Source organism: Prevotella sp. khp7, assembly GCF_900109055.1.
In the GTDB taxonomy this organism is placed as follows: Bacteria; Bacteroidota; Bacteroidia; order Bacteroidales; family Bacteroidaceae; genus Prevotella.
On sequence record NZ_FOIV01000003.1, the window covers coordinates 516,125 to 538,555 of the forward strand.

General features: G+C 43.9%; 20 protein-coding genes. 17 read left to right on the top strand and 3 right to left on the bottom strand.

The window, feature by feature from the left end:
• Window positions 1-12: 12 nt before the first annotated feature.
• Complete coding sequence (locus BMX82_RS09125) at window positions 13-2,121, bottom strand: prolyl oligopeptidase family serine peptidase (RefSeq protein WP_091768138.1); 2,109 nt, start codon at window positions 2,119-2,121, stop codon at window positions 13-15.
• 120 nt (window positions 2,122-2,241) lie between these two features.
• On the opposite strand from BMX82_RS09125, the gene BMX82_RS09130 reads away from it, so the two are divergent.
• Together BMX82_RS09130 and BMX82_RS09135 are read left to right on the top strand one after the other, a co-directional pair.
• Entirely contained in the window at window positions 2,242-3,750 is a 1,509-nt protein-coding gene (locus BMX82_RS09130; RefSeq protein ID WP_177172065.1) for a HAMP domain-containing protein, read from the top strand.
• Window positions 3,716-5,650 (top strand): ATP-binding protein, encoded by a 1,935-nt coding sequence (locus BMX82_RS09135; protein ID WP_255396585.1) that lies wholly within the window; start codon window positions 3,716-3,718, stop codon window positions 5,648-5,650. Before BMX82_RS09130 ends, BMX82_RS09135 begins: the two co-directional genes overlap by 35 nt.
• Here the strand turns inward: BMX82_RS09135 and BMX82_RS09140 are convergent, their stop codons facing one another.
• Together BMX82_RS09140 and BMX82_RS09145 are read right to left on the bottom strand one after the other, a co-directional pair.
• On the bottom strand, window positions 5,651-7,201 hold the full coding sequence (locus BMX82_RS09140; protein ID WP_036911300.1) for a tetratricopeptide repeat protein: 1,551 nt from the start codon (window positions 7,199-7,201) through the stop codon (window positions 5,651-5,653). It lies immediately after the preceding gene.
• Window positions 7,201-7,608, bottom strand: coding sequence for an energy transducer TonB (locus BMX82_RS09145; protein WP_036911298.1), 408 nt, complete (start codon window positions 7,606-7,608; stop codon window positions 7,201-7,203). The genes BMX82_RS09140 and BMX82_RS09145 overlap by 1 nt, the downstream gene beginning before the upstream one ends.
• Window positions 7,609-8,261: 653 nt before the next feature.
• Here BMX82_RS09145 and BMX82_RS09150 point away from each other — a divergent pair.
• From BMX82_RS09150 to BMX82_RS09220, 15 genes are read left to right on the top strand one after another with little or no spacing between them, the layout of a single operon-like run.
• Entirely contained in the window at window positions 8,262-8,792 is a 531-nt protein-coding gene (locus tag BMX82_RS09150; protein ID WP_177172066.1) for a UpxY family transcription antiterminator, read from the top strand.
• A gap of 32 nt (window positions 8,793-8,824) precedes the next feature.
• Window positions 8,825-9,916 carry a hypothetical protein gene (locus BMX82_RS09155; protein WP_036911294.1) on the top strand — a complete coding sequence of 364 codons (1,092 nt, stop codon included), beginning with the start codon at window positions 8,825-8,827 and terminating at the stop codon, window positions 9,914-9,916.
• Window positions 9,917-9,927: 11 nt separating this feature from the next.
• Window positions 9,928-10,710: an SDR family oxidoreductase gene (locus BMX82_RS09160; RefSeq protein ID WP_036911292.1), complete on the top strand. Its 783-nt coding sequence runs from the start codon at window positions 9,928-9,930 to the stop codon at window positions 10,708-10,710.
• Entirely contained in the window at window positions 10,704-11,441 is a 738-nt protein-coding gene (locus tag BMX82_RS09165) for a cytidylyltransferase domain-containing protein (RefSeq protein WP_177172067.1), read from the top strand. Before BMX82_RS09160 ends, BMX82_RS09165 begins: the two co-directional genes overlap by 7 nt.
• A 14-nt stretch (window positions 11,442-11,455) precedes the next feature.
• Entirely contained in the window at window positions 11,456-12,517 is a 1,062-nt protein-coding gene (locus BMX82_RS09170) for an N-acetylneuraminate synthase family protein (protein WP_091768151.1), read from the top strand.
• A 3-nt stretch (window positions 12,518-12,520) separates the two neighbouring features.
• Window positions 12,521-13,114, top strand: a complete 594-nt coding sequence (locus BMX82_RS09175; RefSeq protein WP_036911286.1) for a YdcF family protein — start codon at window positions 12,521-12,523, stop codon at window positions 13,112-13,114.
• Window positions 13,087-13,713, top strand: a complete 627-nt coding sequence (locus BMX82_RS09180) for a hypothetical protein (RefSeq protein WP_036911284.1) — start codon at window positions 13,087-13,089, stop codon at window positions 13,711-13,713. Before BMX82_RS09175 ends, BMX82_RS09180 begins: the two co-directional genes overlap by 28 nt.
• 6 nt (window positions 13,714-13,719) lie before the next feature.
• Window positions 13,720-15,000 (top strand): DUF4910 domain-containing protein, encoded by a 1,281-nt coding sequence (locus BMX82_RS09185; RefSeq protein ID WP_036911520.1) that lies wholly within the window; start codon window positions 13,720-13,722, stop codon window positions 14,998-15,000.
• 2 nt (window positions 15,001-15,002) lie between these two features.
• Complete coding sequence (locus BMX82_RS09190) at window positions 15,003-16,421, top strand: lipopolysaccharide biosynthesis protein (protein ID WP_091768154.1); 1,419 nt, start codon at window positions 15,003-15,005, stop codon at window positions 16,419-16,421.
• A gap of 13 nt (window positions 16,422-16,434) precedes the next feature.
• Window positions 16,435-17,931 (top strand): capsular polysaccharide export protein, LipB/KpsS family, encoded by a 1,497-nt coding sequence (locus tag BMX82_RS09195; RefSeq protein WP_091768157.1) that lies wholly within the window; start codon window positions 16,435-16,437, stop codon window positions 17,929-17,931.
• The gene (locus BMX82_RS09200; protein WP_091768160.1) at window positions 17,928-18,911 is read left to right on the top strand and encodes a glycosyltransferase family 2 protein; all 984 of its coding nucleotides are present in this window, start codon (window positions 17,928-17,930) and stop codon (window positions 18,909-18,911) included. Before BMX82_RS09195 ends, BMX82_RS09200 begins: the two co-directional genes overlap by 4 nt.
• Window positions 18,912-18,962: 51 nt before the next feature.
• On the top strand, window positions 18,963-19,793 hold the full coding sequence (locus BMX82_RS09205; protein WP_177172068.1) for a glycosyltransferase family 2 protein: 831 nt from the start codon (window positions 18,963-18,965) through the stop codon (window positions 19,791-19,793).
• Window positions 19,771-20,967, top strand: a complete 1,197-nt coding sequence (locus tag BMX82_RS09210) for a hypothetical protein (RefSeq protein WP_103915155.1) — start codon at window positions 19,771-19,773, stop codon at window positions 20,965-20,967. The genes BMX82_RS09205 and BMX82_RS09210 overlap by 23 nt, the downstream gene beginning before the upstream one ends.
• On the top strand, window positions 20,936-21,730 hold the full coding sequence (locus BMX82_RS09215) for a glycosyltransferase (RefSeq protein ID WP_091768163.1): 795 nt from the start codon (window positions 20,936-20,938) through the stop codon (window positions 21,728-21,730). The genes BMX82_RS09210 and BMX82_RS09215 overlap by 32 nt, the downstream gene beginning before the upstream one ends.
• Window positions 21,731-21,735: 5 nt before the next feature.
• Window positions 21,736-22,431 (top strand): glycosyltransferase family 2 protein, encoded by a 696-nt coding sequence (locus BMX82_RS09220; protein WP_091768166.1) that lies wholly within the window; start codon window positions 21,736-21,738, stop codon window positions 22,429-22,431.

Sequence of the window (22,431 nt, forward strand, 5' to 3'; positions counted from 1 at the left end):
CAGAAACTTGTCTTATTTGAACTTCATCCCCATGTTGAAGAGGATAAAGCTGTAGATGTCGGCCTGCTCCTCAAGGACCTTTGCTAAGGGCTTTCCTCCACCATGCCCGGCTTTTGTGTCGATGCGGATGAGAACTGGATTCAGACCTTTGTGGCATTCTTGCAGGGTGGCTGTAAATTTAAATGAGTGGGCTGGCACTACACGATCGTCGTGGTCGGCTGTGGTGACGAGCGTGGCAGGGTAGGAGATGCCTGGCTTCAAGTTGTGAAGGGGCGAATAGGTGCGCAGATACTCGAACATTTCCTTCGAATCGTCGCTGGTGCCGTAGTCGCTGGCCCAGTTCCATCCAATGGTGAATTTGTGATAGCGTAGCATATCCATGACACCGACCTGCGGAATGGCTACATGGTAGAGGTCGGGGCGCTGAGTCATGCAGGCGCCTACGAGTAGCCCGCCATTAGAACCGCCTACAATGGCCAGTCGGTCGCTGCAGGTATACTTCTCTTTGATGAGGTATTCTGCTGCGGCAATAAAGTCGTCGAATACATTTTGCTTCTGCATTTTCGTGCCTGCTAAGTGCCATTCTTCGCCGTATTCGCTACCACCACGCAGATTGACCTGTGCGTAGATGCCGCCCTGCTCGAGGAAGGGGATGCGGGTAGACGAAAAACTAGGGGTAAGGGCGATGTTGAAGCCTCCGTAGCCATATAGGTAGACTGGGTTCTTTCCGCTGCGTTTCATACCTTTCTTATAAGTTATATACATGGGGATGCGTGTGCCGTCTTTACTCTCAAAGAATAGCTGACGACTCTCGTAGTCCTGCAAACGGAATTTTACTCTCGGTTGTGCGTAGATCGTGCTCAGGTTGGCATCGATGTCGTAGCGATAGACGGTGCCGGGCTGTGTGAATGAGGTGAAGGTGTAAAAGCAGTCAGACTCCTTCTCGTTGCCTGAGAAATTTACGCTACCCACCATAGGAAGTTTGACCTCGTGGCGCATTTGGCCGTCGAGACCATAGATGAATGCGTGGTCGGACGCATCCTGCGAGTAGGTAAGCACTAGCTGGCGATTTATGACTGTTGCACTGCCTAGAACATTCTGTTGTTCGGGAATGAGTTCTTGCCAGTCATTGATGCCAGGCTTGTGGATGTCGACCATCATGATTCGTCCCTTTGGTGCACCGTAATTGGTGTAGATGTAGAGCTTGTCGTCATTACTGTAGATGGGCGAATACTGGTAGTTCATATCGCTGGTCATTTTGACAAACTGGGCATCTTTTTGTCGGAGATCTCTTACGTATAGTATGTTGCCTGCACCTGCACCGCTCTCATAAAGATACATCACCGTTTCGTCTTCGTTGATCTCAACATTATAGAAACGCATGGGCTCAGTAGGGTTCTGATAAAATAACACATCGTCACTCTGTGAGGTTCCTATCTTGTGATAATAAATCTTGTGGCCTGAATTCAAATTTGAAAATTCCTTATACTCGATGGGACGATCGTAGGCACTATAGTAGAATCCATCTCCCAGCCATGTGGCATCTGAGAACTTGGCCCACTCAATGTGGTCGTTGGTGAGTTGACCGGTGTTGACGTCAATTACGTAGAATTCTTGCCAGTCTGATCCGCTACGAGAGATTGCGTAGGCAGCCCAGCGTCCGTTGTTCGAGAACGAAATGGACTTCAGAGCCACTGTACCATCGGCGCTCAATGTGTTGGGATCGAGGAATATGCGAGGCTTGCCGTCCAGTTTGTCCATTACGTAGATGACACTCTGGTTCTGCAGACCATTGTTGCGTGAGAAATACCACTTATTGTGATGTTTGCTGGGCGCGCCGATTTTCTCGTAGTTGGACAATTCGGTGAGCCGCTTGAGCAACTTGTCGCGGAAGGGAATCTTCCGAAGATAGGTGCTCGTTACCTTATTTTCTGCCTCTACCCACGCAGTCGTCTGTGCGCTGGTATCATTCTCGAGCCAACGATAAGGATCGCTTACTTTTACACCGAAATATTCGTCAACAGTGTTGTCTTTCTCGGTTTGGGGATACTGCATGCTGCTTTGGGCCTGCACCATAGTGGTGACCATGATAGCCATACTGATAATACCTATTTTTTTCATGTTAAAGTTTGGTTTTATGTTGCAAAGTTACGAAATAATACACAAAATATGTATTTTTTAACCAATAATTCATACAGTTATCGATTTTTTTTTGTATTTTTGCGTCCGAATATGCTTCGAATGCCGAAATTTATCAGTAGAGCATTGTCTGTTCGCATCAGTCTGATGGTCGTCTTCTCCATGGCTATTCTGCTTGTGGTTACGATGTCTATCATGCTTCATTATTCCAAAAAGGCTGTTAGGGAAGAGTCCTTCCATAAGGCCGTACAGACATTGGAAGGTACAGTGTCGAACATTGACAATATACTGCTGAGTGTCGAACAGTCTGCTGGCAATATGTATTTCAGCTTGCTGCCCTATCTCGACAATCCCGACATCATGTATACTTACTGTCGGAAACTTGTTGAGACAAATCCTTATGTCGTGGGCTGTGCCATCGCATTCAAGCCGGGTTACTATCAGTCACGCGACAAATTCATGGTATATGTTCACCGTGCCGATAGTGCTGGTGTTCCCTATGTTAGTTCCTTCATCGTTAACGAAAAAGAATTCGGAAATCGTCCTTACACAGAACAATCGTGGTTTACGACTCCGATGGCCTCGGGTAAGTCGGAATGGCTGAATCCCCTTGTGGGTATGGAGAAGGCTCATATGGAACCACTCCTTACATTCTGTCTGCCTCTTCGTGGAAAAGATCGCTCCATCATAGGTGTTATTGGCGTTAATATATCGCTCAGTCAGTTGTCGCGCATTATCTCAGCGACCAAAACTTCAAAGAATTCCTATTGCGTGCTACTCGATTGTGATGGTACGTTCATTGTCCACCCCTTTGGTAATAAACTCATGCGTGAGACGGCTCTTGCGCTTTCACGTAAGATGGGCGATGAAGCAGCTACGGATGCTGTTGAGACGATGCTTTCGGGCGAAGCAGGTTATCGTAAGTTTCGACTTGAAGGTAATGAACTCTATGGATTCTTTAAACCCTTCAAGCGTGTGAGTATCACGGGACGTCCGCCTACAGAACTTGGATGGAGTGCGGCTATTGTATATCCAGAAGCCGATATTTTGGGAGAATACAACAATCTGCTCTATTACATGCATGCTATTGCTATCATTGGACTGTTATTGTTGTTTTTCCTCTGTCGCACCGTTATCCGTCATCGACTCAACCCTCTGATTATGCTTTCAGAAAAGGCCAAATTGATTGCCGAAGGCAACTATAACGCACCTATACCAGATAGTAATAAACTTGACGAGATTGGACGTTTGCAGAAGAACTTCCAACTCATGCAGCAATCGCTGAACAACCAGATGAGCGAGCTCGACAAACTGAAGATTACTATGCAGGGACGTAGTGAAGTACTGCGTATTGCCTACAGACAAGCTCGGAAAGCGCAACGTATGAAAATGGCCTTCCTACACAACATGACAAACCAGATGGTGGCTCCTGCCAAGGCAATATTCAGGAATGTCAGTGCATTGACCGAGACAGATAGTACAACGGACAAGAAAGAGATTGTACGTTTGGTAAACGAGATACATGAGTATAGTAAAACCATCACAGAACAGCTGAACAGTTTCATCTCAATGTCGGATGAGGAAAGAAGAAAGGAGGCTGACCATGTTTAGTATTCGTAAGTCGTTCTCAGCCAAACTCAGTTTCGGCGTGCTTATTTTAACCATGTTAATTTTCTGTGTGTCGTTGACGGTGCTCTTCAGTCAGTCGCGTCGCATTATCCGTCAGGAAGCTGGTGAACGTGCCAATGCGGTGCTCAAGTCTGCTATGCAGCAGCTCCGGCGAAACCTGCTTGCCATTGAGACTGCAACTAATTATAATGCTTGGCTAGTTGAACGCTCGTTCCACCCCGACTCATTATTGACTTTCTCAAACCGTATCGTGCGCCTTAATCCGCATATAGATGGTTGTTCTATTAGTGCTGAGCCCAACATGTTTCCTCGTTATGGTCGCTACTTTTCTGCCTATACCATCAGAGAGGGTGAGGCTCTAACTACCGTTATCGAACAACCTTACGAATATTTCACTAAGGTGTGGTATAAAAGTCCACGAGTGATGAATGCTCCTAGTTGGGAGGCCTATATTGATGAGGTCGACTCGCTTGACGTCGTTCTCAAAGGTGCCCTGGCCTCGTATGGGCGTCCTCTCTATAGGTCTGACAGTATTTGCATAGGTGTTATCTCTTCTGATCTCTCACTGCTGCGTCTTGCTCGAACTATGAATGAGTTGAAACCCTATCCCAAATCCTATTTCATGATGGTCGATGAAAATGGCCGATACCTGATTCACCCCGACTCAACGCGCCTTTTCAATCAGACAATTTTCAGAGATGCCAATCCCAGTAGTCATGCTGATATCATTGCCTTGGGGCATGAAATGACTGAGGGCTGCGAGGGACACATGGTTGTTAACTTAGAGGGAGAGTCTACACTCGTGTGTTATCAGCCCGTTCCAGGTACTCTTTGGAGTCTTGCCATTGTCTGTCCAGAAAGCGTTGGGTTGGCTGGATATCACCGTCTTTTCTATTTCATTGTAATACCTCTATTCATTATCGGATTGGTCATTATTGTTGTTTTGTGCAACCGAACTGTCGCTCATGCTATTCATCCGCTTAATGAACTACTCTCAAAAACGCAAGAAGTCATATCGGGTAATATGGAGGTATATATTCCCCATAGTCATCGCCCGGACATCATGGGGCGTCTACAAAATAGCTTTGCCACAATGCTCAATTCACTCAAAGTCCATATGGGTAGTGTGCGCTATGCTAACGAGCAGGCCCGACTTCTCAATGAAGAACTTTCGCGTGCTACTGACATGGCCGTGGAAGCCGATCATCAGAAAAGTGTCTTCATTCAGAATGTTAGTCATCAGATACGTACACCACTCAACATCATCATGGGCTTTTCACAGGTGCTTAGCGATACTTCTGACAATGCTACAGTATTGTCGGCAGAGGAACAAAAGAGTATCATTGACACCATGAATCATAACTCGCGTGCCCTCAAACGCATGGTACTGATGCTTATCGACAGTTCTGATACTGGTCGGTCCGAAGAACTCAACGACCTACAGACTGATATGGTATCGTGTAACGAAGTGGCTCGTAAGGCCATTTATTATACGAATCTTCATTATCCTGATATACGTGTGGAACTCCAGACTTTTGTTGGTGATCTATTCACAATTCAGACTAGCGAATTGTACTTGTTGCGCTCTTTACGTGAGCTGCTTTTCAATGCTGCTGAATATTCTGATGGCCAACATATTACGATTATCGTGTCGCCTACAGATACTACTGTGCGCTTTATTATCCAAGATACGGGAAAAGGCATCGCAAAGGCTGATCGCGATGCCATGTTCGAGTTCTTCACTAAGGTTGATGATCTTACAGAGGGACTTGGTTTGGGACTTCCGCTGACAAAACGTCACGCAGTGAATCTTGGAGGAGACCTCTTCCTCGATGATGAATATACTGAGGGCTGTCGCTTTATCTTCGAATTGCCATTGTAATTACTCGAAAGTTCTCAGTTTTGTGTCGAAGTCTTTTGCGCCACCAATCTCTGTGAAGAGTTTTTTTAGCAGTCTTACGCGCATATTTGTTATTGTTTGGGGTGATGACATAGTTAGAATAGCTATTTCCGTAGGTAGAAAGTTTTGGCGTATCAACAGACATACGTGTTGTTCTTTAGCGTTCAGGGGCGAGAGCAATAGCTGGAGGTTGGGGCTTAGCGTGTACATGCATTGCGACAACTCGTCCCAATCCTCATTAGTAGCATGCTTGCCTTTTAAAGCCGTCGTATGTAGTCGTGAGACAATGGGCTTCAATTGTTCCGAGTTCTCTTTAATCTCATGTTCCCGTTGACGTCGCACTTTGGTGAGTTCTTTACGTGTCAGGTCGTATTTCTTCATACTCTCCAGATAGATGGCGTTCAGATGATCTATGCGCCTACGATTGTACCAGAAAAGCGTGCCTGTAATAAGCACCAGAAGTATGATGGCCGATAGAAGTGCTATGGTGGTCTGATATTGGTGTCGCTCCTTCTGTTGCTTGTCAAACTGTGTCTGCAGAGCTATGATACTCGCAACGTCATTGCGCTGATACAGTTCTTGGTATACTTCATTCAGTCGTTTGCTGTACTCCGCTGCATAATTGGTTTCTCCGCAGGCTGTCAGATAGTCTATCAGCTGTCTGTACGAGTTGATGCACACGTCGGGTGAGAACGAATTTACCAACTGATACCATTGTAGGGCTGCGCTGACTGTGTCTTTTTCTGTCAGATAGATGTTTGCCAATAGGTTGGCAGCCCTGTCTGATGGCGCTTTCTGTTGGGCTCTCAACAATAGGCTCTTGGCCTCGTCGCGTTTGTTCTTGTGCAACAGATAGCTACCTTTGTTGGTCAAATAGGTTGCATATATCTCACCATCAATCCCTTGTGTGTAAGGCTTGGCTTGTTCTGTGTAGTATTTCAAGCTATCGGTTTCACCCAGTGCGTCGAAAGTCTGTGCGATATTGTTCAGTGCTCTCACTCTCCACTCTTTGTTTTGGCTTTGCTTTGCCGTCTTAAGTGCCAGTTTGTAGTATCTTATCGTCTGTGGGTAGTTTCCTACATTGTCGTTAACGTCTCCAAGTACTGTATACAGATAGCATTTGAATTCCGGATTGTACGTATTTTTGGATATTAATTCTGCTCGTTTCATCGTCAGGACAGCTTCGTGTGGGTGTTGCTGACGATAGAGTACGATAGCGTGATGAAGAAGTGCTCTTGCCATTCTCGGTTTGTCGCCTCTCTGCTCATAGAATCGTCTGCTGGCAAGTATTAGCGAGTCACTCTCCGTCGACAGGCCTGTGCGGTGTAGTGCTTCAGTATAGAGCAACCCGAACAATGCGTGATCGGCCTCTGTCATTGTAGAGTCGTTCCAATATGGTTTTAGCATTCTCAGTACAGAATCCGGATGCTGAGATATCATCTGCTCAGCCTCGAGCAAAAATGCGCTTTGGGGCTGCTCTTGCGAGCAAGCCCCCAAAAATAGCGCGATGAATATAGAGATGAGATATTTCATTATAGTCGGAAAGACACAGGGAAAGCAAATTTTACTCTAACAGGTTGGCCGTTAATCGTACCAGGCTTCCATCTAGGCATGGCCGTCACGATTCTGAGAGCTTCGGCGTCAAGTGAAGGGAAGGCTTCCTTTATAACTTTCGCTTCGCCTACAGAACCATCAGCCTCAATTACAAAGCTCACGACTACATTGCCTTCTATTTTCTGCTTCTGAGCGTCTGCAGGGTATTTTACGTTCTTTTGAAGATAGCTGAACAGGGCGTTTGTGCCTCCAGGAAATTCTGGCTGCTTTTCCAACTTGTCATATTCATATACCTTCTGATCTTTTTGAGCTATTACGGTCTTCTGTGCGCTCGCTGTCGAGAAACAGAACAGGGCCGTCAGCGCCATAAATAATACTTTCTTCATTTTCTTTTCTTTTTAATGGTTCAACAATTTGTTCATTAGTTGTCCGGACGCTGCAAAAGTAGTGAAAAAACCATAATGCTCCAAGAAAAACATTACATATTATTACACACATACTGAAAATGTTGGTTAAAGATTAGAAAAAACCGGCTTCCGAATGTCATGGTATAAAAAGGTTTGCTTGGAGTAAAGTGAGACTTTCCACGGAGGAAACTTCTGTTTTCCTTAGGGGAAAACTCTGTTTTCGATATGAAAAAAAACGCCTACTTTGTTATGTAGTCTTTTTGTTGACTTCTTATAAAAACTCTTGGTGTAAACATATTTCTGATATCGACTGGCGAGTGGCTTAAAACAGTGGCGGAAGATATTATTGGATAATTTATGAATTTATGCTTTTTTTTCGCATGATTGTCGATAATTCTTTGTACCTTTGTGCCGAAAAACTACCCACTTCATCCTATAAGGATGGCTAAGCCGAACATGGAGCGGGTGGTCTCGGTACTCAGAAGTCGCTGAATGCCAGTGCTATATGGATACTGTACTTGATGGAAATGAATCGTTTGTGCGCCGCATGCAAGGAAGCGGTGTCCCCCTTCTTTGTCTTTTTCTGAAATAGTTTCTGCATGCTTAAAACGGAAGAAATACATTGGTTTCCTATGCGAGTGACATACTCGCGTGAGCTTCAAGCGAAAGAATATCTCGATTCTATTGGTATAGAGTGTTTTATTCCTATGCAGTGGAAACATATTGAAGGTAGACATCCTCGCCACCGTGAATTAAAGCCCGCTATCAGTAATCTGATTTTCGTCCATTCCAGTCAGCAGAATATTACTGAATTGAAGATGACGCGTCGAGAACTGACATCGCTTCGTTATATCATGAAGCCTGTGCTTGACAATCGGAACAATGTGTTACGTAAGGATGTGCTGACAGTGCCAGATAAAGAGATGGACAACTTTATAAAAGTCGCCTCTGTAAACGACGACCGTGTGTTCTATATGGAGAATCTGGATTTTGCAGGGAAGCCGGGGCAGAAGGTGAAGGTCGTTGAAGGCGACTTTGCTGGTGTAGAGGGTACGATTAAACGCGTAAAAAAGAATAAGTGCGTTGTTGTGCAGATTGAGAATGTGGCGGCGGTGGCCATCGCATTTTTGCCGGCGGCTTTTCTTTTTCCGCTTGAAGACTGAAAAAAGTAGTTATCATTATATCCAAAATGTTTATGGAAGAACAGAAGAATAATGCCCTGGATTCGCAGGAGCAAAAGACAAACGCCCAGAAAATACTGGCTGCGATGAAGAAACGCAAGAAGTTATATTATAAGACGCTTCCTGCGGCTTTTATTGTTGGCTGTCTTGTTACAATGGGATTACCTGATTATTATCGGGCAGAGGTGATGCTTGCTCCTGAGACGGCCTCGAGTGGCAGTATGGGAGCTCTGGCCTCGATTGCCAACTCATTCGGTGTGAATATCGGCGGATCATCAAAGTCGGGCGATGCCATTACGCCATCGTTGTATCCAGAATTGATGAGCTCTGTGGCCTTCAAGACTTCTTTGTTCGATATCAAAGTTCAGAAAGACGGCGATGATCGCGTGATGACATATTACGATTATCTGGACAATGAGCAGAAATCGCCTTGGTGGACTGAAGCGCAAAAGGCTTTCTTCGGATTGTTCAAGTCGAAAAAAGCCGATGAACCAGAGAAGAAGGAGAAGGTAGACCCGTTCCGTCTTACTGGTGCTCAGCGTTCGATCATGAATGCCATCGGTGGTAGTATTGATTGTACTATTGAAAAGCGCTCGGACGTGATAACCATTAAAGTGACCGATCAGGATCCGTTGGTTGCTGCCACGATAGCTGACTCTGTAAGAGTCCGGTTGCAGGGCGCCTTGACAGACTACCGAACGCAGAAGGCTCGTCACGATCTGGCCTATGTAGAGTCGTTGCATAAAGACGCTAAAGTGAAGTATGAACGTATCTGTGATATATATGCCGACTTTATGGACTCTAACCAGAATGTGGTGTTGGAGAGTGCTCGTCTGAAGCAGAACAAATTGGAGAACGAGATGCAGTTGCTATACAACAACTACAATGCCCTGTGTGCTCAACTGTTGGCAGCTAAGGCAAAAGTGCAGGAGGATACTCCTGCGTTCACCATCTTGCAGAATGCAACGGTTCCCCCAGTGAAGGCTGGTCCGAAGCGTAGCCGCATCGTTATGATCTTTGTCCTTCTTGTTTTTCTCTGTACAACGACCTGGATATTGTATGAGGAAGGAGAGTTGAAGCCCTTGTTAGGTTTGGAAAAGAAATAATCAGAACAGGTATGCATACGCTTGACTTATTCTCTCTGAAAGGAAAGACAGCTGTTGTAACAGGTGGTTGCGGGCATCTTGGTAAGGCTATGGTGGCTGCGCTGTCTGACGCAGGAGCATTGGTTTATGTGGCAGGTACGAGTCATGATAAGTTCGTGTCGGTATACGGCACGGACACATTGCTTCGTTTCGTGAAGATAAATATCATGGACTCGGTGAGTATCCGTGAGGCATTCCGTTATGTGGCTGAAGAGGCAGGAAGCATCGACGTGCTCATTAACAATGCCGCTCAGTATGCCGGTATCGGCAAAAAGTCGGAAGACCTGACAGATGAAGACTGGGAGAAATGTATTGACGGTATTGCGGGTAGCACATATAAGTGCATCCGTGAGGTGCTGCCGTATATGAAGGAAGGTGGCTCTATCGTAAACATAGCCTCGATGTATGGCATCGTATCGCCTTATCTGGCTGTATATGAGGCCCCTTGTGAGTCTTCACTCATTCCAGTGAACTATTGCGCTGGTAAGGCGAGCGTCATTCAGATGACCCGCTATTTCGGTACCTATCTGATCAATCGTGGTATTAGGGTAAACAGCATCTCGCCAGGTCCGTTCCCATCACCAAAGGTCCAGGAGAATAAGGTGTTTGCTGACCGACTTAGAGAGAAGAATCCCTCGCATCGTCTGGGCGATCCCGATGATCTGCGTGGTGCCGTACTTTTTTTGGCGTCAGATGCCTCGAAATATGTGGTAGGTCAGAACATTCAAGTTGATGGAGGATGGACAATATGGTAAAGACACTATGTGTGGTTCAAGCGCGCCTGACCTCTTCACGACTTCCCGATAAGGTGGTCATGAAGTTAGGCAAGATGGGCAAAACGATAGCGGAGCATGTGTTCGAAAGACTCAGTCTTTGTCGCAATATCGACAAGGTCGTGTTTGCCATCCCTGTAGGCAGAAACAATGACGCACTAGAGTCATTCCTCGTGGAAAAGGGAATACCCTGTTTCCGAGGAAGTGAAGACAATGTGCTAGAGCGCTTCTATAATTGTATTAAAACCTATGAGCCTGAGATTGTGGTTAGAGCCACGAGCGATAACCCCTTTGTAGATTGGCAGCAGGTGGATGCTCAGATCGAGAATTTGCCCGGCTTTGACTATGTGTCGTCGAAAGATGCACCTTTGGGTACAGGAGCTGAGGTTTTCTACGCAAAAGGTTTGTATGAGGCCTATTTGAAGGCTTCGTCAGACCGCGAGCGTGAGCACGTGACACCTTACTTATATCTCCATCCGGAATTGTTTAGGGTGAACAGAATTCCCTATCATCTGTCGTTGTCAGGTGTCTATCGCCTGACGGTAGATACAGATAAGGATTTCGAACTGGCACAGCGCGTATATGATGAATTATATGACGGGCAGCCTATTCCAAACCAGAAGGTCTATCAGTATCTGGATGCTCATCCCGAAGTGTGGCAGCTGAACAAGGATGTGGAACAAAAAGAAAATGATTTGATTCAAAGAAGATAAAAACGTAACAAGATATGCTGACATTTAACAAAAACATCAAAATTGGTAACCGGATGATAGGTCCGGATTATCCTACCTATTTCATCGCTGAGATCGGAGGAAACTTCGATGGTAGTTTAGATAAGGCTAAGCGCCTGATTGATGCAGCCAAGGAGGCGGGTGCTGATTGCGCCAAGTTCCAAACCTTCAAGGCCGAGAGCATCGTTTCTGAAGGCGGATTCTCAAAGATGACGCTTCATGGTGTACACGGCTCTTGGGGACGTACGGTAAGTGAAGTGTTCAAGGATGTAGAGTTCCCTGTAGAGTGGCATCAGGAAATTGCCGACTATTGTAAGAATGTGGGCATTGACTTCTCTACATCGCCCTATTTTAAGGAGGCTGTCGATCTATGTGCAGATATGAACCTGCCATTTATTAAGATTGGCTCTGGTGAGATTACTTGGCTTGAGATGCTTGATTATACAGCTCGTAAGGGATTGCCCGTGATGTTGGCTACAGGCGATGCTACTATGTCGGAAATCGATGAGGCTGTGCGTACCATTGAGAAGACTGGTAATAAGGATTTGGTGCTGATGCAGTGTATTACCAACTATCCTTCGAAGATAGACAGCGCCAATGTGAATGTGCTGAAAACATATCAGAGTGCCTATGATTGTCTGACAGGTTATTCAGATCATTCGCCCGGCCACGTAGTAGCTTTGGCTTCTGTAGTTCTAGGTGGACGTGTGATAGAGAAGCACTTCACTCTGAATAAGAAAGATAAGGGCCCTGATCATCCTCACTCAATGGAACCCAATGAGTTTAAGTTCATGGTTGATTCAATCCGTGAGGTGGAACGTGCTATGGGTAGCACTCGAAAGGAAGTTGTGGCGGAGGAAAGTGAGACCGTATTCGTACAGCGCCGTTGTCTGTATGCTAAGAATGCGCTGAAGAAGGGACAAGTGATTACAGAAGCAGACATCGATGTCCTTCGTCCTGCATTGGGTATTCCACCCAAGTTCAAAGATACGATTATTGGCAAGGCTGTAAACAAGGATATTCCAGCCAACGATCCCATCTTCTGGGAAGATATTTAATCGATGATAACAGACAGAGAAAAGATCTTAGCGATTGTCGATAATGACTGTCTGACGCCATCGGATGCCATTATCCTGCTTGAAGGCGACGGCTTTGACCGTTTCCGCCAAGCGGTGAGCCTTTATAAACAAGGAATGGCGTCTAAAATCGTGTTCAGTGGTAATATCGTTGATTATGATTATGGCAGTTATCCCTTCTCAGAAATTTTGCCTTTGATGCTGAAAGAAGGCATGCCAGAACAGGATATAATCCATGAAGACAAATCGCTAAACACACGTGAACAGGCTGTGGAAGTTGTTCGCATGGCGCAAGAATATGGATGGAAAAAGCTGATTTTGGTGGCATCGCATGAACATCAGTATCGTGCCTACCTGACATTCCTTCGAGAGGTGCTTGACACCAAGAGCGGCATTACACTCTATAATGCGCCAGCTAGAAACTTGAAATGGTTTGAAGATAAAGGTTGGGGAACCCGCTTTAATCGTCTTCAGGCTGAAATAGACCGTATAGAAAGGTACTCGGCTATGGGACATTTGGCCACAGCTGAGGAAGTGATTGACTATCAGAAATGGAAAGAGACACAATTGAGCAGATAAAGCAGTTGTTTGGAGCCAATTTTATCGGACCCGATGAGTTGAGACCGTTTATCAAACGGTTTGGAGAAGATGTGGAGTTGACAGTTCCAGAGTTTAACTATCCGCTTGATATATTGAATAAGTGTGCAAAAGACTATCTTTTGGTGCTTGGTACACCATCTTTCGGCAAGCAAAAGATAACCCTTCGCACGTTGAGAGATGCTTTTGGCGTTAATCCTGATGAGGCAGAACCCTGTTTCTATAATCAGGACTGGTACATGCATGAATCCTTCATCGACCAGTCTTTGGAGGCACGTTGGTATCTTGTGAAGAAACAAGTGGTAGAAGAATCACGTGCAGTCATGCCAGAGGAATTGCTGAAGAACCATATGATATTCCCAACGGCCATTCTCTGTGCCTACACTTTCTTCGCCTATTATTTTCAGACAGGAGCGTATTTGTGGTATCATGATTTCGTGTGGTGTTGCGACACAGACCATAATGGTGATCGTATCTATGTGGGAAAATATCACGATGTGGATGGTGTGAACAAGAATGGATTCAGTATTCATCGTCATCTGGCTCTGCGCAATTGCTATGCGGCCATAAATGCGATTTAATTGGAAGTGAAAAACGTAGGACAAGCAATTTACGATTTGGCGGGGAAACTTTTCCCTATCTGTCGCAGTATCACAGGCAATGGCTTTCGTCAGTCGTTGGAGATGATTCGTGAAGTGGTGCCTGAGATACAAGTGTTTGAAGTGCCCTCGGGGACACAAGTATTCGATTGGACAGTGCCCAAGGAGTGGAATATCAATGGTGGATGGATTAAGAATAAACGTGGTGAAACAATCGTTGACTTCAAAGATTGTAACCTGCATGTGTTAGGCTACTCTGTTCCCATTCATCGGATGGTGAGTCGCGAGGAACTATTGGAGCATGTTTATACACAGCCCGATCAGCCCGATTGGATTCCTTATGTCACATCATATTATAAAGAGAGGTGGGGCTTCTGCATGTCAGAGCGTCAGAAGCAGACACTCAACGATGACGAGTACGAAGTATGTATCGATAGCACCTTGAAAGAGGGGAGCCTGACGTATGGCGAACTTATTCTGTCAGGAGAGACCGAGGATGAGATTTTCTTCTCTACCTACCTCTGCCATCCCTCAATGGCGAATAATGAACTCTCGGGCCCTTGTGTGCAGACAGCGCTAATCAAGTATCTGCAAAGTTTGCCATCGCACCGCTATACTTATCGTTTCGTGTTTATTCCGGAGACCATAGGTTCAATCACATACTTGAGTAGGAATCTGGACATGATGCAGCGGCATGTGAAGGCCGGCTTTGTGTTGAGTTGCGTGGGGGACGACCGCACCTATTCTTACGTATCGACCAAGTATGAAAATACGCTGACCGATCGCGTGTTGGAGAACGTACTGAAGTTTCACTATCCCAACTATATCCGCTATACATTCATGAAGCGTGCTTCAGATGAGCGACAATATGGCTCTGCTGGCGTTGATTTGCCAGTTTGTGCATTCTGTCGCAGCAAGTATCATGAATATCCTGAGTACCATACTTCTGCGGATAATATGGACCTGATTAGTCCGAAGGGACTGCAGGGAGCTTATGAGGTGATGGTGAAGGTTATTAATGCCTTGGAGAACAACTATTACTACCAGATGACGTGTAAGTGTGAGCCTCAGTTGGGTAAACGTGGTTTGTATCCCACTGTGAGTCAGAAGGGTACTTATGATGCTGCACGCGTTATGCAGCATTTCATTGCATACGCTGATGGTAAAAACGATTTGATTGGAATAAGCAATATTCTCAATATACCCATTGATGAACTTATCCCGATTAAAGACAAGTTGATGGCACATCAATTATTATCAGTCAAATAGGAATGTCGACAAAGAAGATTGTTACAAACGCAATATACTACGGTGTAGTACCTAAGTTGACCATGTTACTGAGCATAGTCATACTTCCATTGACGACTCCGTTTCTGACAACGTATGATTATGGTATAAATGGCGTAATGGGATCATATACAAGCCTGTTTGTGTCTATAGCCCCATTAGGTCTGCATGTGCATTTGACAAATAGCTATTACGAGTATCCCAACCATTACAATTTTGTTTGGGGTAGGGTGTTGATGCTTATCCTATTGTCGTCATGCTTGTTTGGCTTGCTAAACATGGGCATCCTGATGTTCACTCTACCTATGAATGTCTCATTGGGTAAGTTGGTGTTATGTCTGATGGGATCAATGCCTATTTTTTTGCTGGCAAATGGACTTTTAGCGCAGCATCTGTTCCCATTAAGGGAGAATCCAAAGCCATTGGTCTTTACAAATCTGTTGGGATCTGTGATGGGGATGTTAGTCTCTTTTGTGATGATTTACTATCTCCGTCTGGGGTATTGGGGCCTTGTTGCAGCAGGAACCGTTTCGGTCATCTTCACGTTTACGGTCTTCGTGAAGTTCGTATGGGTCGATTTTGACATCCGTCCGATTCTTGACAGGAACAAAAAACGTGTGAAAGAGATGCTGAAGATTGCTCTTCCGTTGGTGCCACACACATTGGGCTTTGTGCTTCTCACAAGTTCTGCCCGTATCGTGATGAGCCAGTATAACATCTCGTATGATGACATAGGACTGTTTAGTCATGGTAGTACCATGGGCGATTATGCCGTAGTGATTACTTCTGCGCTGGTGACGGCACTAGTGCCTCAGATGCAGACAGCCTATCGCAGTTCGAACTTTGCATCATATCGTAAATTGTATTTCCTATGTCAGGTAGTGGCGCTGATTACTACATTCTGCATTTGTGTATGGATGCCCGAGATATATGCGTTGCTGATTAGAAACGCCAGTCTGGCCCAGTCGTGTCATATAGCCAGTTTGCTTTGTTTTGCTAACGTGGTGTTCTCGTTCTATGTGTTTATGAGTACACCTGTGTTTATTGAGAAAAATACGATACAGTTGCTGTGGCTGGTATTTATTCCTGGTGTCCTGAATCTGGTTTTGTGTGCGGCATTTATTCCCGTATGGGGATATCGGGTAGCTATTTATTCTACGATTATTTCATATTGGAGTCAGCTGATGATTCCTTTCTTTGTGAAGAGTTATAAAAAAAGTGTGAAAGAATGGCTTGGTGATCGCAGGTTGATTTTTGCTGTTCTGTTCATGATGATTATTGATCTTGTATTAGCTAATACACTGATGTATGTGACTATTTGGCAGAAAGTGGTTCTGACTATCGTAATGTTTGGAGTGCTTTCTTATTTCTATCGTCGGTATAAGCTGAACGAGTTGGTATGATTTAAATATTTAGATGAAGAAGTTTTATTATAGTTCTTGTTCGTTGGAGGCTCCTCATGCAGGTATCATTCTTGATGATATCCTGACGAGTAAAAAAGAAGGCGATACAGTCTATCTGGGCTATTGCCATTGCGCATTGTCTGCTTGCTTTATGAATTTGAGTGGCCATCGCAGCATCTGTAAGTTCTGCCATTATATGTATGACCAATATAAGAAGAAGTATGGTGATGGCGTGAACATGATGCCCATTCATTATGAGGATATGGCACATCAGGACAGATCTCTGGATTTTGGAGAATCAGAGTCTATTAGGGTGTTTAAATATCGAGGCGTAGAAATCGGTAGTTCTGTGCTTTCGATGTATTATGACATCACTCGCGATCTGGATATGGCCAACTGGGAGGGGTTTATCAGGTGGGCGCTTCCCTTGATTAATAACCTCTGTGATTTTGTGGATTATGTATATCAGCTGTTAACGGAGTTAAAGCCCGATCAAGTGTTGATATATAATGGTCGACTCTTTGAGAATCGCCTGTTCTACGACATTGCCAAGGTTATGGGTATAAAATTCGTCTCTCTTGAAGGTGTTGGCGGACATATTGAGCCATACAAGAAGATAAGGTTCGTAGGTGAATGGCCGTTGAACATTGAACTCTATGGCAGAATGGTGGAGGACTTGTGGAAAAACTCACCAGAATCATTAGAAGAGAAGACCCGTAAAGCCTCGACATTCTATGAGAAACGGCGCAATGGAATTCTTGTTTTTGACACGCGGGTCTATACAAAGGATCAGCAGAAGGACTTGTTGCCAGAGGGCTTTGATGTGTCATTGACTAATATTGCTATTTACAACTCTTCGCAAGATGAGATAGCGGCATTAGGTGATGAGTGGCAAAAAGGAAATTTGTTCACTTCTCAGTATGAAGCTATCGAATTTATGCTTGAGCATGCAAAGCCATCTATACATTTTTATTTGAGAATACACCCGAATCTGAAAGGAGTCACCCACAAGGCTCATACGGATCTCTATAATTTGTCGAAGCACCCCAATATCACCATCATCCCACCAGATAGTAAGGTAAGCTCTTATGCGCTGATGGATGCGTGTGACAAAGTGATAACCTTCGGTTCTTCTACAGGAGTAGAGGCCAGCTATTGGGGAAAACCGTCAATTCTTGTAGGACGTTCTTTCTATGAGATGACAGGGGCATGTTATCACATGAAGAACCGTGATGAGTTAGTATCAGCCATCAATACCGATCTTCCTGCTAAGGAGCGTTTGGGGGCGCTTAAATATGCCTACTTCGTACTTGATCGCAAATATTCGGTCGATGAGAGTAATATTGATATTGATGTGAGATACCGGCATATGCGATGGGACTTCTTTTCTACGTCGTATTTTAAAATCCATCATTCGGATTGGCTTTTTCAGTTGTATTACTTCTATTATTGCATATTGGGTACGAAGTTTAATAACGGATTGTTGAATTTTCCTTGGCCTAAACGATGAAAGTATCGATAGTTATTCCTATATATAATGTGGCTCCTTATATCGAGGAGTGTATTGACAGTGTCATGAACCAGACATGGAAAGGCAATCTTGAGTGTATTTTGGTTGATGATTGCGGAACTGATAACAGCATGCAAGTAGCAGAAAACAAGTTGCATGGTTATCAGGGACCTGTAAGTTTCAGAATTGTCCGTCATGATAAGAACCGTGGACTATCGGCGGCTCGTAACACAGGCATCGATGCTGCGACGGGTGATTATGTTTATTTTCTGGACAGTGATGATGAAATAACACCCGACTGTATCAGTATGCTTGTAGATCCATTGAAGGAGAATACATATGACCTGATTATCGGCGATTATAAAATTACAGGTTCTGATATGCCAAAGGCTCCCCTATTGTTGAAGAATAGAACCGTGCTTTATGGTAATGATGTGTTGAATGCCTATCGCAAAATGGAATGGTATATGCTTTCAGTAAACAAGTTGTATAGGGTTGAGTTCTTGAACCATCATAACCTTCGTTTCCGTGAGGGTATTATCCATGAAGACGAATTATGGAGCTTTCAGATAGCCTGTCTTGCACAGTCGTTGTATGCAGTTGGTTATGAGACATATATTTATAAGATACGTGAGGGGAGTATCACTGTGAAGCGTAATCATGAGCGTCGATGCCATTGCATTAATGTCATACTGAAAGAGATGTGCAATTTCGCCGTATTTCATCAGTTGCAGAACAGTAAGGATGTCCATAACCTCATTCATAATTTTCAGATAATTACATTGGACTCAATTCACAAAGAGGCTCCAGAACTGTTGCATAGCTTTTACTCAGAGCAGCGTCAAATGATGAAAACGTCGTGGGTGCAGAGCTTTATGATGGATGGTATGGACATACGTAAGCAACTTCGTGATCTGCACTTGTTGGTGCCCGTGCCTTTGGCAATACCTTATCTTAAATTATTATTTCATTTTCTCTGAGTCATTTAGTCTGTGAGTAAACCAGTAAGTAAGAATAACAAAAAACCGTTAGTGTCCGTTATCGTTCCTTGCTTTAATCAAGGACGTTTTATTCTGGAGACTTTGGAAAGTGTCAGTAAACAGACATTTTCAAACTTTGAGTGTATTGTAGTTAACGATGGTTCTACCGATGATTCCTTGGTAAAGATGAAAGGATTCTGCGAGGATGATCCGCGATTCTATTATATTGATAAGTTTAATGAAGGTGTAAGCGTGGCTCGTAATACGGCTATCCGACAGAGTCGTGGTAAATATATCCTGCCTTTGGATGCAGATGATAAAATCGCGGAAACCTATCTTGAAAAAACGGTTGGATATATAGAACAGCATCCAGAGGTAAAAGTCGTGTGTACAAATACCCGACTTTTTGGTGCAAAAAACACAAACTACGAATTGCCAGAGTACGACTATCGGCGTATGATTTGCCGAAACGTCTTAGTTTGCACGGCTTTATTCCGCAAAAGAGACTTTGATAAAACAATGGGTTATAACCCTAAGATGGTTAAGGGACTGGAGGATTGGGATTTCTGGTTGTCGTTCTTGAAAGAGGAGGATATTGTTCACCGTATTGATGAATATCTTTTCTTCTATAGAATGAAGTATGAATCAAGAAACCGCAACTCATTCAAGGCGTATGCTCGTATTCGCCAGCAGATTTGGGAGAATCATAAGGATATTTATGCGAATTATTTTTTTAATCCTGTAGAGAGCGACGAGTATCAGACGCTCTTAAATAGTAAAGAATATAAGATTGGCAAGATGCTGTCACCAATTCTGAATATGCGTTGGTGCTATTATCTTATTGGTTTCATAAAGAGAAATGGAAGAAAAGCAAATAACTGATAATAGATATCTGCGTGTGTTTTGTTACATTGTCCTGATGGAACTCTTCCTGATGGGTAGTGGACAGTTGTTGCCAGTGGCGGGCTTTTTGACCATGAGAATGGTAAACTATCTGATTGCTGTAACAATCAGTATATTCTTCGTTATTAGGTCAGATGATTTCCCCAAGGCCATTCTTTGGTCTTTACTATTGTTTACGGGTGTATTAGTCTTCTCGTTTTTCTGGGCTTTAATGATGGGCTCTGAGAACGAGGCCATTATGGATGATATCAAACCTCTTATATATTTCTATATAATTCTGTTTTATTATTATGTGTTATCCACCGAGAAGATGATGAATAGGGCATTCAAACTACTTCTTTTGGCTGGCAAAATTATGACGATATTCTATCTGTTCTATCTGTTTCTGACAGATGTGACGGGGATCGTCAGCTATGAGGTGGCATATATTACTCTGCAGAATGACTCTTTCTCTTTTCGTGGAATTGGATGTGCCATTTTCTATAAAGGATTCATATTTCTTCCGATAGCAGCAGTGGGTTTCTATAAAGAGAAAAAATACATCTGGATGGCGTTGACGATTCTGGCAATCGTCTTAACCTATGTACGCGGCTTCTATGTACTATTGGCATTCGGGATGTTAGTATATTATCTCAAGACTCATCATATAGATATGACTAAAATTGTAGCAGGAATATTGATTTTGTTCTTGTTATACGAGGTGGCTGAGGTTATGGACCTATTCTCTTTCTTGGAAATGTTTCAGGAGAATCGTGAAGAATCAGATGTGACCCGTATTGTGACCTTCCATCAGGTTATGGATGAAGTGACGCCATGGTCTATATTTATTGGTCACGGTTTTGGTCATGGTGTAGACGAGCGTTCTGTTCACATGGAGGTGGCTTATATGGAGATATTCCATAAGCAGGGAATTCTTGGCCTGGCTTTTTGGGGATCGCTGTTGGTCATGATTCTTTCGTTGGCTAAGTCTGTTCCTGCTAGATTCAAGGAAACGGTTGATTTCTGGGTGACCGCAACACTTATGATATACCTCCAGTCATGTTTTAACTCGTATGTCAATAATCCCATAGGAATGACGGTGGTTATATTGGCATTAGTTATTTGTTGTAGACTCTCACAAGATGAATATCTTTCCGATAGTAGTTCTGTATAATGTTGACTTTCATGAGTCGAATGTATATCGTACGCTCTTAAGTTATTACCCCAAACTGAGAGTGTTGCTATACGAGAATTCTCCGATGCCTCAGAATAAGTGCTATGAGAGTGATGTGGTCTGCTACTATCACGATTCTCAAAACGGAGGCGTGTCTGCTGCCTATAACTATGGAGCATCGATTGCCAAACACTTGAGCGATATTGATGCAGTGTTATTGTTAGATGAGGATACGAAGTTTGAAGCAGATTATATTAGCATATTACAGATGGCTTTGAGTGCCCATTCGGATATCAGTCTGTTTGTTCCTCAGATTCTTTATGCTTGCAGTCTGCCCTTTTCTCCGATTCGTCGGGGATTCCGTTGGAAACGCTGGGAGAAACTTTCGGAAGGTGTCTACAAATTAGATGACTACCTGCCAGTCAACAGTGGTGCTTGTATACGGTTATCGGCATTTGAACAGGTTGGAGGTTATAATGCGGACATTCGGCTTGATTTTGCAGATTTTGATTTTTTCTCCAGATTGGGGCTTGTGTCAGATTCCTTTTATAGGGTAGGAAGTGTCGCTCATCAGTCCTTTTCAAATGATGAGACGGAGACTGGCAAGTTGTTCAGGAGGTATCAGTTTTATATCGAGGGTGCACGTGCTGCTCGTAAGAACCACCATATAAAAAAAATGGTGGACGTGGAGGTGCTAAGACATACTTTGGCTTTGACAGTTCGCACCAAGAGTTTTATGTTTATTAAATATTTGATAAAATAATATCAATGATATCAGTATGCATTGCTACTTATAATGGTGAACGCTTTATTGAACGCCAAATAATTTCTATCTTGAACCAGTTAGGTTCAGAGGATGAGATCGTAATCGCTGATGACGGCTCTACAGACAACACTTTGGCAATCTTGAAGCGTTTAAATGATTCTCGACTTCGGGTGGTTGAGGGTGCTCATCGTCATTCTCCAATTTGGAATTTTGAGAGAGCTTTGGAACTGGCAAAGGGTGAGTATATTTTCCTAGCAGATCAAGATGATGTTTGGATGCCGGAAAAGGTGGCTGTTACCATGAACTATCTGCAGAAATATGATTGCGTGGTTAGTGATAATATGATAGTAGATGCTGATGATAATGTTATCTGTAATTCTTTCTATACAGTAAATCGTACCCGTTCTGGGAAATGGTATAATCTGCTGCTTAAAAACGGTTATCTTGGCTGTTGTATGGCTTTTCGTAGAAATGTTATGGAAGCTTCTCTACCGTTTCCTGCTGATATTCCTATGCACGATATATGGATTGGTAATGTGGCTGCATTCAAATATTCGGTTTGTTTTATCCCTGATAAATTGATGCATTATAACCGTCATGGCGATAATGCCTCTACAGCCTCTGCCTCGAGTCCTTATTCCTTTTGGCAGAAACTGGGCTTCAGATGGCATATAATCTGCGATTTGATACATATATAG